Origin of the sequence: Kitasatospora sp. NPDC059827, from assembly GCF_042731675.1 — a bacterium.
Classification (GTDB): Bacteria; Actinomycetota; Actinomycetes; order Streptomycetales; family Streptomycetaceae; genus Kitasatospora.
Window position 1 is genome coordinate 1 of the sequence record NZ_JBHWIV010000021.1, and the last position, 12899, is coordinate 12899.

Consider the following 12899-nt stretch of genomic DNA (forward strand, 5'->3'; position numbering starts at 1 on the left):
TGCCCGTACTCGCTACGGGCACGCGGGCGGCGGCCAACGGGCCCGGAGGCCCGGGCGGGGGCGGCAGGGCCCGTCGGCGACAGGGCCCGTCAGGGCTGCTCGCGGGTGGCGGCGCGGCGCACCGCCCACGGCAGGGCGAACCAGAGGGTGGCGAAGATCAGCGCGATGACGGCGGTGATGGCGACGGCCGGCGCCGGGCCGAGGACGACGTCCAGGACCAGTAGCACGGCGCCGGTCAGGGCGCTGGCGAGCAGCAGCAGGCCGTACTGGGCGATGCGGGCGGAGACGTCGACGATGCGGGCCTTGCCGGGGTGGCGGTAGAGGCCGCGGTGCAGGGCGACGGGGGTGGCCAGGACGGCGGCGGCTACGACGGTCAGCAGCAGGGTGGTGACGTAGATGTCCTGCTGGGCGTCCGAGAGTTCGGAGAAGCGCGGGGTGAAGGCGACGCCGAGCAGGAACGCGAAGACGATCTGGACGCCGGTCTGCAGCACCCGTAGTTCCTGGAGCAGTTCGACCAGGCGTCGGTCGGCCCGTACGGCCGGGTTCTCCCAGCCCGGCGGCGGGGGTGAGGACTCGTCGGGGCGGCCGGGGTCGGGGTCGGGGCCGGGCGGGGGAGGGGTGCTCATGCGTCACATTGTGCGCGGCCGGAGCCGGAGCCGGAGTCGGAGCCGGCCGGGAGCAGTCGGAGTGGTCGTGCCGGGCCCCGGCGTTCCGGGGGCGTCCAGGCGCCGGTGCCAGGCGGTGAGCAGGGCCTGGAGGGCGGCGGCCTCCTCGGGGGCGAGGTGGGCGAGCAGGCGGTGCTCGTTGCGCAGGTGGGCGGTGAACGCCTCGTCGATCAGGCGCACCCCGGCGTCGGTGAGGGCGACCACGCGCCCGCGCCGGTCGTCCTCGGCGGGGCGGCGGGTGACCAGGCCGGCGCGTTCCAGGCGGTCGATCCGCTTGGTCATCGCGCCGGTGGTGACCATGGTGTGGGCGGCGAGCTCCCCGGGGGCGCGCTCGTAGGGGGTGCCGGTGCGGCGCAGCGCGGCGAGCACGTCGAACTCGCCCTCGCTCAGCCCGTAGCGCTGGAAGACGAGGGTGAGTTCGGCGGTGAGGCGGTCGGCGAGGCGGTGCAGGCGCCCGATCACGGCCAGCGGGGAGACGTCGAGGTCGGGGCGTTCGCGGTGCCACTGGGCCTGGATGAGGGCGACGTGGTCGGCGTGATCGGCGTGCTCCGTGGGGTCCATGGGCCCATCCTACCCCCAGTAGCTTCCAGGGAAGCTATAGTGTCTTCCATGGAAGCCAATACCCGGTGGGTCCTGCTGACCGCCCTCGCCCCCCTCGCCTGGGGCACCAACTACTGGGTCACCCATGCCTACCTGCCCGCCGACCGGCCCCTGTGGGGCGCCGCCCTGCGCGCTCTGCCCGCCGGACTGCTGCTGCTCGCCCTCGCCCGCCGCCGCCCCCGCGGCCCCTGGTGGTGGCGCAGCGCCGTGCTCGGCCTGCTCAACACCGCCGTCTTCTTCGTCCTGCTCTACCTCGCCTCCCAGTTGCTGCCCACCAGCACCGCCGCCACCGTCATGGCCGCCTCCCCGCTGGCCATGCTGCTCACCGCCCGAGTACTGGCCGGCCAGCACCCGCACCGCGCCCACCTGGCCGGGGCGGTGATCGGCCTGGGTGGGGTGGCGCTCACCGTCCTCGGCGGCGACGGGATGCCCGACGGGAGGGGGCTGGCGGCCTCGGCGGGCGCGATGCTGGTCTCCTGCGTCGGCTACGTCCTGGCCGCCCGCTGGCGCGAGGGCGCCGACCCGCTGGCCGCCACCGCCTGGCAGCTGACGGCCGGCGGCCTGCTGCTGCTCCCTCCGGCCGTCCTCGCCGAGGGGGCCCCGCCGGCGCTCTCGGGCCGTACCCTGCTGGCCTTCGGCTACGTCACCCTGGTGGCCACCGCGCTGGCCTTCGCCTGCTGGTTCGCGGGCCTGCGGCACCTGCCGGCCGGCACCGTCGGCCTGCTCGGACTGCTCAACCCGCTGGCCGGGGTGCTGCTGGGTACCGCCCTGGACGGTGACGCATTGGGGCTGCGGCAGGGGGCGGGCCTGGCGCTGGTGGCCGCCGGGATCCTGCTCGGGCGCCCCCGTACCCGCGCGGCCGCCCCGGACGCGGCCCCGGACGCGGCCCCGGGCGCCGCACCGACCACTCCCACGACCTCGGCCGGGGCGGCGGGGCAGGGGGAGGGCTTGCCGCGACGGCGCGGTACGTGATCGGATGACGGGCAGCATCGCGTGCCGGTGGCGGACTGCGCCAGGTATGGAGGTGCGCAACCGAAGGGACCGCCCGCTCGTGGCCTCCCCGCACACGCCCGGCCGAACGGCCGCGCTCAGTCTCCAACTCTCCCAGGCGCACAACGAGTTGCGCCGCCGTCTGGCCAACCTCCGCGCGGGGCTGGCTCGTCGGACCCCGCCAGAGGGCTCCGTGTCTGACGATTTCCCCTCCGACGGCTCCCTGGGCGCCCACTGCCTCGCCTTCTGCGCTGCCCTGACCAACCATCACCAGGGCGAGGGCCAGGGCCTGTTCACCGCCCTGGTGCGCGAGCGGCCCGACCTCGCCCCCACCGTCGCCAAACTCGCCGAGGACCACGACCTCATCACCCACATCCTCGCCCGGGTCCGTGACCTCGCCGAACAGGCCGTACGGGCCACGGACCTGGAGGCCGTCGGACGCGAACTCGACGGCCTCGCCGCCATCATGGAGTCGCACTTCGCCTACGAGGAACGCGCCATCGGCGCCGCTCTGGACGCCGGAGTCGATGGCCGCGAGGACTGGTCGGGGCCGGTCCTGCGCTTCCGCGCACCGTAAAACCCCTCGCCGACGCGAGCCCGCCCTCCCTAGACTCGCCCCGCAGCCGCGCCTCGAGTGCGCGGCCGACCGTGACGACAGCAATCGGAGAGGGGGCGGGACGGCCATGCCGAAGCACAGCGCCGCCGTCCCCTCTCCCGCCTCGCGGTACGAGGTGATCCTGGTGTCCTCGCCCTTCCGGTGCCCGCTGCGCGGCCGGCACCGGAACAGTGCCGTCACCGTCTGAGCACGCCCGTAGAAACTCATCAAGGGGCCATCCTCGTCAGTGATCTGATGGAGCGTCAGAACTCAGCGGCAGCACTGTGCCAATCGCGCTTCCACCCGTAGCACCGCCTCGAAAGGCACCGGGCCATGCGCACCGACACCACCACCACCAGCACCACTACCAGCACCACCACCATCGGCACCGCCGCGATCGCCGCCGTCCGCAACCTCGGCATCCTCGCCCATGTCGACGCCGGCAAGACCACCCTCACCGAACGGATCCTCTACCTCACCGGTAGCACCCACAAGCGCGGCGAGGTCCACAACGGCACCACCGTCACCGACTTCGACCCCCAGGAACGCGACCGCGGCATCACCATCTTCGCCGCCGCCGTCAGCTGCGCCTGGGCCGGGCACCGGATCAACCTCATCGACACCCCCGGCCACGTCGACTTCGCCGACGAGGTCGAACGCAGCCTGCGCGTCCTGGACGGCGCCGTCGCCGTCTTCGACGCCGTCGCGGGCGTCGAGCCGCAGAGCGAATCCGTGTGGCGCCAGGCCGAACGCCACGGCGTGCCCCGGATCGCCTTCGTCAACAAGCTCGACCGTGCCGGAGCCGACCTCGACGCCGCCGTCGCCTCCATCCGCGAACGCCTGCACCCCCACCCGCTCGTCGTCCACCTGCCCATCGGCACCGAGGAGGCCTTCACCGGCCTCGTCGACCTCGTCCGCCTGCGCGCCCTCACCTGGGACGAGGACGGCACCCTGACGGACGGCCCCGTCCCCGACCACCTCGCGGCCGAGACCGCCGCCCGCCGACACGCCCTGGAGGAAGCCGTGGCCGAACTCGACCCCCGGGCCCTGGAGGAGTTCTGCACCCACGCCACCCTCGGCACCGACACCCTCACCACCGCCCTGCGCGCCCTCACCCGCACCGGCGAGGCCGTGGTCGTCCTGGCCGGCTCCGCCTACCGCAACCGCGGTGTCGAACCCCTCCTGGACGCCGCCCTCGCCTACCTTCCCTCACCCCTGGACACCCCGCCCGTGACCGCCGCCGACGGCTCCCAACAGCGCCTCCCCGACCCGGGGCAGCCCGTCACCGCCCTCGCGTTCAAGGTCACCACCGCGCCCACCGGCCGCCTCACCTACCTGCGCCTGTACGCCGGCACCCTGCACAAGGGCGCCACCCTGCTCGACGCCGCCACCGGCCGCACCGAGCGCATCGCCCGCATCCTGCGCGTCCAGGCCGACCGCCACACCGAGACCGACCACGCCCTGGCCGGCGACATCGTCGCCGTCATCGGCCCCAAGCACACCCGCGTCGGCGCCACCCTGTGCGACCCCGACCACCCGATCCTCCTGGAGGCACCCGTGAGCGCCGAACCCGTCGTCACCGTCGCCGTCGAGGCCCGCCGCAGCGCCGACACGGACAAGCTCACCGCCGCCCTGGCCCGCCTCACCGACGAGGACCCCTCGCTGCGCCTGGCCACCGACCCCGAAACCGGCCAGCGCACCCTGTCCGGCCTGGGCGAACTGCACCTGGAGGTCGCCGTGGAGAAGGTACGCCGCGACGCCGGCGTGGAGGCCGTCGTCGGCCGCCCCCGCGTCGCGCTGCGCGAGGCGCTGGTCGAAGGCGTCACCGGCTTCACCCACCGGCACGCCAAACAGGACGGCGGGTCCGGCCAGTTCGCCCACATCGTCCTCGACCTGGCCCCCGCCGACGAGGCCTTCACCTTCACCTCCACCGTCACCGGCGGGCGCGTCCCGCGCGAGTACGTCCAGGCCGTGGAGGCCGGCTGCCGCGACGCCCTCGCCGAGGGCCCGCTCGGCGGCCACCCGGTCACCGGCGTCGCGGTCACGCTCACCGACGGCCTCACCCACCCCAAGGACTCCTCCGAACTCGCCTTCCGTACCGCCGCCCGTCAGGGCCTGCGCGAGGCGCTGCGCGCATCCCGGCTCCACCTGCTCGAACCCCTCGCGCAGGTGAGCGTCACCGTGCCCGAGGATGCGCTCGGCACCGTCCTGGGCGACCTCGCCGCCCGCCGCGCCACTGTTCAGGGCACCCGGCCCGGCCCGGGTGGCACCGCCCAGGTCGACGCCCTCGTACCGCTGGCCGAACTCTTCGGCTACGCGGGCCGCCTGCGCGGCCGTACCCAGGGGCGCGGCACCTTCACCACCCGGCCGGCCGGCTACGCCCCGGCGCCCGCGGCGGCTTCGGCGCTCGCGGCCCCCGCAGCCCCTGCGGCCGGCCGGGCGGCCCGCTGAGGCGCGGCCCGGCCCTCCCCACCCGGGGGAGGGCCGGGCCCCGGCCTCCCGGGAAAACCGCTGGTCCGCCGTCGCCGCACGGTGGTAGAACTCCCGGGTGCATACGAACCCGGACTTCCCTGACCTGCTGCGTCTGATCGACGACCGCTCCGCCGCCTTCCGCGCCGCGATCGCCGCCGCCCCCGACCTCGACGCCAAGGTCCCCAGCTGCCCCGAGTGGACGCTCCACGACCTGGCCCGGCACCTGGGCAGCGGAGACCGCTTCTGGGCCGCGATCGTCGCCGCCGGCCCCGCCGACGGACCCCCCGCCGAGGCCGTCGCCGCACGCGCCGCCATCGTCGCACCCCGCGAGCGCGACGCCCTGACGGCCTGGCTGGCCGACTCCACCCAGCAGCTGCTGGACACCCTGCGCGCCGTCGGTGCCGAGGCCGACTGCTGGACGTGGTGGCCCGGCTCGCAGACCCCGCAGAGCGCCGGCGGCGTCGCCCGCCACCGGGTCCAGGAGAGCGCGGTGCACACCTACGACGCCCAACTCGCCAACGGCGCAGCCGAGATGCTTCCCGAGGAGGTCGCGCTCGACGGCGTCGAGGAGTTCCAGTTCACCTGCGTCGCCACCCCCGTCGCCTGGCCGCACACCCCGGCGGTCATCGACTACCACGCCACCGAGGGCCGCTCCTGGCGCCTGCACCTGGGCGCCGACGGCGTCCAGGTCGAGATCCTGACCGATCTTCCGACCGGGGCCGCCGCCACACCTGCGGATGTCTCCGCCCGTGGCAGCGCCTCCGAGCTGGTCCTCTTCTGCTACGGCCGCTTCTCGCTGGACGCCATGAACATCGACGGCGACCGGCGGATCTTCCAGCAGCTCATCGACTGGGACCCGAGCGCGTAACCGCTGGTCGGCCCGGGGTGGGCGGTGGCTACAGTGTCCCGGCCTGCGCCGCCGCCCACGCCGACGGGAACAGCGGACGCCAGCCCAGGTCCCGGCGGGCGGCCGCGGTCAACACCTGCCCCTCCCACGGGTCGAACTCCGCCTCCGACGCCGAAGTGCCGGGGTGGGTACGGCCGTTGAGGACATGCAGGTCCCAGGCGGTCAACGGCGCGTCGTCCGACACGTTGTAGGTGCGGCCCTCGATCCCCGGGGTCACCACCGCCCGCCACAGCGCCTGCGCCACGTCCGCGTGGTGCACCACCGCCAGCCGCTGGTGGGCCGGCCAGGACGCGGCCCAGTGCAGCGACTGCGCCAGGTGCGGATCGCCCTCCCCGTACACGAACGCCAACCGGGCCACCACCAGCGGCAGTTCGTCCGCCAGCTCGCGCAGTCCCGCCTCGGCCTGCGCCTTGGACTGCGCGTACACCCCCCACGCCGGGTCGGGCGCCAGCCGGTCCTCCTCCACGGCCGGGCGGCCCAGCCCCCGCCCGTACACCAGGTTGGTGCTGGTGTGCACGAACCTCGCCACCCCGGCCTTCGCGGCCTCCCGGCCCAGCGCGATCGCCGCGTCCCGGTTGACCGCCCACGCCTGCTCGTCCGGCACCCCGCGCAGCGCCGCCGCCACGTTCAGCACCACGTCGACGTCCGCCAACGCCCTTGCCCGGTCGGCGGGTTCGCACACGTCCCCGACCACCGTCTCCACCCCGTCCAGCCCCAGCCCCAGCGCCTGCGCCTTGGCTGCGTCCCGCACCAGCACCCGCACCGAGCCACCCTCGGCCCCGGCCCACCGCGCCAGGCGCGGCACCAGACGCTGCCCCACCGAACCGGTCGCCCCCGTCACCAGGATCTTCGTCATGCTTGCTTCCCCTCACAGGAGTTCTGCTCTCCGACGTGCACCAGCTTGCCCGCCCCGCCCGGCCGCCGACAGAGACCCACTGATCCAGGGATTCCCGATCCCTGGTTGGGCGCCCGCACGGGCGTCGTCCGGACCCTGTCACCGTTGTTCCGCACCCCGCTCTGGTGTGCGCGGAGTGCGGGTGCGGCCCGCGAGGTGGACGGCGAGGGCGGTCAGGACCGCCGCCGCCGACGCGTACACCGGCAGCCACAGCGTCGTCGTCGAGGCCAGGCAGTCGTTCACGGCGACCCGGCCCTGGGTGCGTTGCGCGGAGGCCAGCGCGCCGGTGCCCTGGTCGGCGAGCGCGCCGAGGGCGGCCCGCGCGTTCAGCGCCGCGTAGTCGCCCAGGCGCGCGCACTCGGCGCGGGTGCCCGGCATCGGCAGCAGCCAGGCCCAGCGCTGCATCGCCGGGGCCAGGACGAGGGCCGCGCACAGGCCGACGACCAGCGAGTAGGCCGCCAGCGACCGCAGGCGACCGAACCCCGCCCCGGGCGCACCGGGCTTACCGGGCGCACGGGTTGTGCGCAGCGGCGGGTCGGCGAAGGCGAAGACCACGGCGAGCAGGGTCAGGCCGAGGTAGGTGGAGAACCACTGCCACGACCCCGAGGCGAGTGCGGCCGCCAGCACCCCGGCCAGCGCCGTGCCCAGCACCCCGGCCTGCCCGCCGCCCGGCCGGCTCCCGCCGGGGTCCGGGCGGCCCGGGAGGTGGGGGAGGCTGCGCTCGTCCATGGGGTTTCTCCTGCCTGGCGTCCGGGCCCACCAGTGTCCGGCCGCACCCCGGCGCCGGCTCCGCCGCCCCGCCGCCGCGCGAGGCCCCCTCGTCCGGTCGGCGGCGCCTGCGGACCCGCCCCGGATGTTTCCTGTGAGCCTTCACACGCCGTTCAACCGTCGGCTGGGCGTGTGCCCGGAGTGAGGCTTTGTCGGTCCCCTCGCGCGGCGGTCTCGGCTCGGGCGAGTGCCTGGCGCATGTGATCGGCGTGCTGACGGGTCATGTCGCGGAGCGTGGGTGATCCGGCGGTTCGTTCGGCGGCGGCTTCGGCCGACTGGGTCCAGGCGCGGAATTCCGCGAGGGGGCGCTGGTGGCCGCACTCCAGCTCGGCGCCCGACTGATCCGCGACCACGGCCCAATGACCGCTGTGGACGTGGACGCTGACGCCTTGAGCGTGGAAGACGACCGCGAAGGGCTCTTCGGGCCCCCTGGGTGTCGGGTTCAGGTTAGAGTCCGCCGGCTACTCGGAGGATCGCTCCGGTCGTGTACGAGGCGTCCTGCGACAGCAGCCAGGAGACGGCCGCGGCGATTTCCTCCGGCTGGCCCGCGCGGCCGAGGGGGATGTTGGCGGCGGCTTTGGCGGGGCGTTGGGGGTCCTGGTGGAAGTCGGTCCAGATGGTGCCGGGGGCGACGGTGTTGACGCGGATGCCCTGTCCGGCGACTTCTTTCGACAGTCCGACGGTCATGCTGTCGACGGCGGCTTTGGCGGCGGCGTAGTGGACGTACTGTCCGGGGCTGCCGAGGGTGGCCGCGGCGGAGGAGATGTTGACGATCGCTCCGCCGCCCGTACGTGCCATGTCCTGGACGGCGCGGCAGGCGCACAGCAGGTATCCGAGGATGTTGATGTCCAGGGCGCGGCGGATCCCGGCCGGGTCGGCTTCGGCCAATGGTCCGTTGGGGCCGCTGGTCCCGGCGTTGTTGACCAGGGCGGTGAGGGGGCCGAGCTGTGCGGCCCGGTCGAAGAGGTGCTCGACGTCCGCCTCCTCGGCGGTGTCGGCCCGTACGGTCAGGCAGGTGCGGCCGCGGTCACGGACCTGCGCCGCGACCGCCTCGGCGGCGGCGCCGTCCGTGTGGTAGCCGAGGACGATGTCGTGGCCCTCGCCTGCGAGGCGCCGGCAGATCGCCGCGCCGATGCCGCGGCTTCCGCCGGTGACCACGGTGACGAGCTGTGTCTTCATGTCAGTCCCCCAAGGGTGTGTGGGTGTTCGAGCGGCCGAAGCGTTCGCGGTAGTGGTCGGGGGCGATGCCGAGGTGGCGGTGGAAGGTGCGGCGCATGGTCTCGGCGGTGCCGAAGCCCAGGCGGCGGGCGAGTGCGGCGACCGGTTCGTCGGTCTCGGTGAGGGCCCGTCGGGCCGCTTCCATCCGTACGCGTTCGACGTAGGCGGCCGGTCCCGTGCCGACTTCCGCGGCGAAGCGCCGCTGCAGGTGCCGGGGGCTGAGACCGGCCCGGGCGGCCAGCTCTGCGAGGCCGTGCCGCCCGCCGGGGTCGTCCTGGATGGCCCGTACGGCTGTCCGTACGGGCCCGCTGGTCGGCTGCGCCGACCACAGGGGGACGCTGAACTGTGACTGGTTGCCGGGCCGGCGCAGGTACAGCACCATCTCGCGGGCTGCCGCCAGGGCGAGCTCCGGCCCGTGGTCGTCCTCCACGAGGGCGAGTGCGAGGTCCATGCCGGCGCTGACGCCGGCGGAGGTCCACACGGGGCCGTCCCGGATGAAGATCGGGTCGCAGTCCACGGTCAGTTCGGGGTGCTCCTGGGCGAGTTGGCGCTCGCGGGCCCAATGGGTGGTGACCCGCCGTCCGGCGAGGAAGCCGGTGGCGGCCAGGAGCAGCGCGCCGCTGCACACCGAGGCGACCCGGCGGGCGCCGGCCGCGGCCGCGGTGATCCAGGCGACCAGGGCGGGGTCGTCGCGCGCGTCGTTGACGCCGGGGCCGCCGATCACGACCAGGGTGTCCAGTCCTTCGGGGGTGAGGTCCGCGATCCCGTGGGTGGCGTGCATCGTCAGCCCGCTGGAGGAGCGGACCGCGCCGGCGCGGGGGGCCACCACCGGGCAGTCGTAGCCGCCGACCGCCTCCTGCGCGTAATGGAACACCGCATGGGGGCCGACCAGGTCGACCGACTGGAATCCCTCGAACACCACGAACACCACCTGACGCATGCCTGCCAGGCTGTCCGAGCGGCGTCGATGGCGTCAACGACGAGCACCCCACGGATCGCGCCACGCCCCGCGTGCCCCGCCATGCGCGTCCCGCCGTGTGCGAGGCCGTATCGGCTGATGCGTCGTTGAAGGCCCCGAGCCAGGGTGGTCTCTCCGGTTACCTAATCGGCGTCGGCGTCGACGGCGGCGTCGGCGGCGGGCAGGAGCAGGAGCTTCCCGCGGGCGCGCCCGGTCAGGCTGATCTCAAGGGCCTTGCGCCAGTCGGCGAGGGGGAAGGTTGCGGCAATCGGCACGGTGAACCTGCCTTCGGCGGCCAGTTGGGCGAACTCGGGGAAGACGCCGAAGAGCTCGTCGTCGGTCCGCTTCGCGGGGTCTTCGTGGAAGGTGTCGCGCACCCCGATCTCCGGCGCTGCGGCGAGGTCGGAGCAAGTCAGCACATGCTGGGGATCGCCGCCGACGATCTCGACGAGTTCGGGCAGGGCACCGCCCGGCGGTGCGGTGTCGAAGGCGAGGTCGACCTGGCCGAGGCCGAGGGCCTTGACCCGCTCGGCCAGGCCTTCGCCGTAGCCGGTCACCGTGGCTCCGAGGTCGCGCAACTGCTCGGTGTAGGTCTCCCCGGCGGTCGCGATCACCCGCGCCCCGCGGACGAGGGCGATCTGCACGGCCGCGTAGCCGATGGTGGTTCCGGCGCCGTTGACCAGGATCGTGCGGTCCGCGGCCAGGCCGAGCCGCGCGAGGTGCCAGGACGCGGTGCTCAGTGCCATCGGGAGCGCGGCGGCCCGGGTGAGGTCGAGGCCCTCGGGCACGAGGAACCAGTGGTCCAGCACGGCGCGGTCCGCCGCTCCGGCGCTCGGCTGACCGGCGAAGTCGGCGGTGCCGAACACGCGGTCGCCGACGGCCACGTCCGTGACGTCGGCACCGACGGCCTCGACGGTGCCCGAGACGTCGCAGCCGATGCCGCGCGGCAGGCTCCCGGGGAAGAGCCCGCGGCACAGCGCCCAGTCGGCCGGGGCCAGTCCGCACGCGTGCACGGCGACACGGATGCGGCCGGGTCCCGGTTCGGGCACAGGGGCGGTCTCCAGGCGCAGGACGTCGCCGGGCTCGCCGTTCTCGTGGAAGCGCACCGTGCGCATGGTGCCCGGCGCGGAAGCGGGTTGGGCCATGAGGTCTCCTCCAGAAGCCAATCGGAACGCGTTCCGTTTATCCCGGGCCTAGACTACCCCCAGGACCGACTCAAATGGAACGTGATCCGCTTAGACATGGCCACCGAACCGCCCCCGGCAGCCCACCAGCAGCTGCGCGCCGACGCCGCGCGCAACCGCGAGACCGTGCTCGCGGCCGCCACCCGCGCCTTCGCCACCTCCGACACCGAGCCGTCGATGCGCGCCATCGCTCGACAGGCAGGCGTCGGCGTCGCCACCCTCTTCCGCCACTTCCCGACCCGGGAAGCGCTCGTCGACGCCGTCTATCAGGACCAGGTCGTCCGACTGACGGCCGGGGCAAGCGAGTTGCTCGCCAGTCACCCGCCCGCGCAGGCGCTGCGCCGGTGGATGGACCTGTTCGCGGACTGGCAGGCCACCAAGCACGGCATGACCGACACCCTGCTCGCCATGATCGATGCCGGCGACATCTCCCTCGCCCACACCCGACAGGAGCTCCTGTCGGCCATCACCACGATCCTCGACGCCGGCGCCACCGCTGGGGACATCCGCGCCGATGCCCGCGCCGACGACGTCTCCGCCGGAATCCTCGGCATGCTCGCCGTCGCCGCCAGGTCCGGAGAACCTGCCCAGGCCCGACGCCTGCTCGACCTGCTCATGGACGGCCTCAGGCCGCGCTGAGGGCGTGCCACCGCCTACTGCCTACCGCCTGCCGGGTCGGTCCTAGACGGCGCGCAGCAGGAGGCGGCCGTGGCGGAAGCGTTCGCCTTCGCCGGGGGCGCGCAGCAGGCGGGCGTTCTCGGCGAGGCCGGCGTCGTGGGCGAGAGCGGCGAGGTGGTCGACGGGCCAGCGGTAGGCAGTGGTGACCTTGTGGTCGAAGGCCGTCACCGGGTCGTCCTCGGACTCGAAGAAGCCCAGCAGCGCGTACCCGCCCGGGGCCAGCACGCGGCGGAACTCCGCCAGGTAGGAGGGTAGTTGCCGCGGCGGGGTGTGGATCAGCGAGTACCAGGACACCACGCCGTCCAGTTCCCCGTCACCCGCCCGCAGCGCGTCCATCGAACCGACCTCGAAGCGCAGGTGGGGGTAGGTGCGGCGGGCGATGGCGACGAGGGCGGGGGAGAGATCGACGCCGAACGCGTCCAGGCCCCACTCCCGCAGCGCCGCCGTCAGGTAGCCCGGCCCGCAGCCCAGGTCTGCCACCATCGGGGCGGAGCCGGAGGCGTTGGCGACGTTCTCGCGGACCAGGTCGGCGAAGGCGGCGACGAAGGAGCGGTCCAGCGGCAGGCGGGCCAGGCCGTCCTTGACGTGGTCGGCGTAGCGCTCGGCCAGGGCGTCGTAGGCGTCGGCGGTCGTGCTCAGGTACGACAGGGACGACAGGGACGATGGGGACGACAGGGATTGCGAGGCTGACGAGGATTCGGGCATGGGGACGACCCTAGGGCCTGTCGAGGATGTACGACTCCGCGCCGGGCTGGTCCACCTACCGGGCCGAGGATGTGCGCCGGGCGGCGCCCGACATCGTCGAGGGTCGGATCGACATTCCCCCGCTGTGGCGGACCGACACCCGGGAGGGTCGACGGGCGCAGTTCTGGGAGGGCCTCCGGCTCACACTGACCTGCGTCGTGCCGGTGGCGTTCATCCTGTTCTGCTTCGTCATGGTGATCGTGTCGGCGATCTGGCGTCAGGGGC

At 74.2% G+C, this 12899-nt stretch carries 13 protein-coding genes; 5 read left to right on the forward strand and 8 right to left on the reverse strand.

What is annotated here, in order from left to right; genetic code table 11:
- Window positions 1–89 precede the first annotated feature (89 nt).
- Together ACFV8H_RS15840 and ACFV8H_RS15845 are read right to left on the reverse strand one after the other, a co-directional pair.
- Entirely contained in the window at window positions 90–626 is a 537-nt protein-coding gene (locus tag ACFV8H_RS15840) for a DUF6328 family protein (protein ID WP_380400054.1), read from the reverse strand.
- Window positions 627–629: 3 nt separating this feature from the next.
- Window positions 630–1226 (reverse strand): MarR family winged helix-turn-helix transcriptional regulator, encoded by a 597-nt coding sequence (locus ACFV8H_RS15845; protein ID WP_380400056.1) that lies wholly within the window; start codon window positions 1224–1226, stop codon window positions 630–632.
- 48 nt (window positions 1227–1274) lie between these two features.
- On the opposite strand from ACFV8H_RS15845, the gene ACFV8H_RS15850 reads away from it, so the two are divergent.
- From ACFV8H_RS15850 to ACFV8H_RS15865, 4 genes are all read left to right on the forward strand, one after another.
- A complete protein-coding gene (locus ACFV8H_RS15850) occupies window positions 1275–2237 on the forward strand; it encodes a DMT family transporter (RefSeq protein WP_380400058.1) in 963 nt (320 codons plus the stop codon).
- A 46-nt stretch (window positions 2238–2283) separates the two neighbouring features.
- A complete protein-coding gene (locus ACFV8H_RS15855; protein ID WP_380400060.1) occupies window positions 2284–2832 on the forward strand; it encodes a hemerythrin domain-containing protein in 549 nt (182 codons plus the stop codon).
- Window positions 2833–3183: 351 nt separating this feature from the next.
- Window positions 3184–5301, forward strand: coding sequence for an elongation factor G (fusA, locus tag ACFV8H_RS15860; RefSeq protein ID WP_380400062.1), 2118 nt, complete (start codon window positions 3184–3186; stop codon window positions 5299–5301).
- 97 nt (window positions 5302–5398) lie between these two features.
- Window positions 5399–6190: a maleylpyruvate isomerase family mycothiol-dependent enzyme gene (locus ACFV8H_RS15865; RefSeq protein ID WP_380400064.1), complete on the forward strand. Its 792-nt coding sequence runs from the start codon at window positions 5399–5401 to the stop codon at window positions 6188–6190.
- Between the two features lie 28 nt (window positions 6191–6218).
- Here the strand turns inward: ACFV8H_RS15865 and ACFV8H_RS15870 are convergent, their stop codons facing one another.
- The 5 genes from ACFV8H_RS15870 to ACFV8H_RS15890 form a co-directional block, all read right to left on the reverse strand.
- Window positions 6219–7085: an NAD-dependent epimerase/dehydratase family protein gene (locus ACFV8H_RS15870; protein ID WP_380400066.1), complete on the reverse strand. Its 867-nt coding sequence runs from the start codon at window positions 7083–7085 to the stop codon at window positions 6219–6221.
- Between the two features lie 138 nt (window positions 7086–7223).
- Window positions 7224–7853 carry a hypothetical protein gene (locus ACFV8H_RS15875; protein ID WP_380400068.1) on the reverse strand — a complete coding sequence of 210 codons (630 nt, stop codon included), beginning with the start codon at window positions 7851–7853 and terminating at the stop codon, window positions 7224–7226.
- 486 nt (window positions 7854–8339) lie between these two features.
- Window positions 8340–9071 carry an SDR family NAD(P)-dependent oxidoreductase gene (locus tag ACFV8H_RS15880; protein ID WP_380400069.1) on the reverse strand — a complete coding sequence of 244 codons (732 nt, stop codon included), beginning with the start codon at window positions 9069–9071 and terminating at the stop codon, window positions 8340–8342.
- A gap of 1 nt (window position 9072) precedes the next feature.
- Complete coding sequence (locus ACFV8H_RS15885; RefSeq protein ID WP_380400071.1) at window positions 9073–10050, reverse strand: GlxA family transcriptional regulator; 978 nt, start codon at window positions 10048–10050, stop codon at window positions 9073–9075.
- Window positions 10051–10211: 161 nt separating this feature from the next.
- Entirely contained in the window at window positions 10212–11183 is a 972-nt protein-coding gene (locus tag ACFV8H_RS15890) for an NADP-dependent oxidoreductase (RefSeq protein ID WP_380400234.1), read from the reverse strand.
- Between the two features lie 126 nt (window positions 11184–11309).
- Here ACFV8H_RS15890 and ACFV8H_RS15895 point away from each other — a divergent pair, with 126 nt between their 5' ends.
- On the forward strand, window positions 11310–11891 hold the full coding sequence (locus ACFV8H_RS15895; RefSeq protein ID WP_380400073.1) for a TetR/AcrR family transcriptional regulator: 582 nt from the start codon (window positions 11310–11312) through the stop codon (window positions 11889–11891).
- Window positions 11892–11933: 42 nt separating this feature from the next.
- Here ACFV8H_RS15895 and ACFV8H_RS15900 read toward each other — a convergent pair whose 3' ends face one another.
- Window positions 11934–12635, reverse strand: coding sequence for a class I SAM-dependent methyltransferase (locus ACFV8H_RS15900; RefSeq protein ID WP_380400075.1), 702 nt, complete (start codon window positions 12633–12635; stop codon window positions 11934–11936).
- Window positions 12636–12899 lie beyond the last annotated feature (264 nt).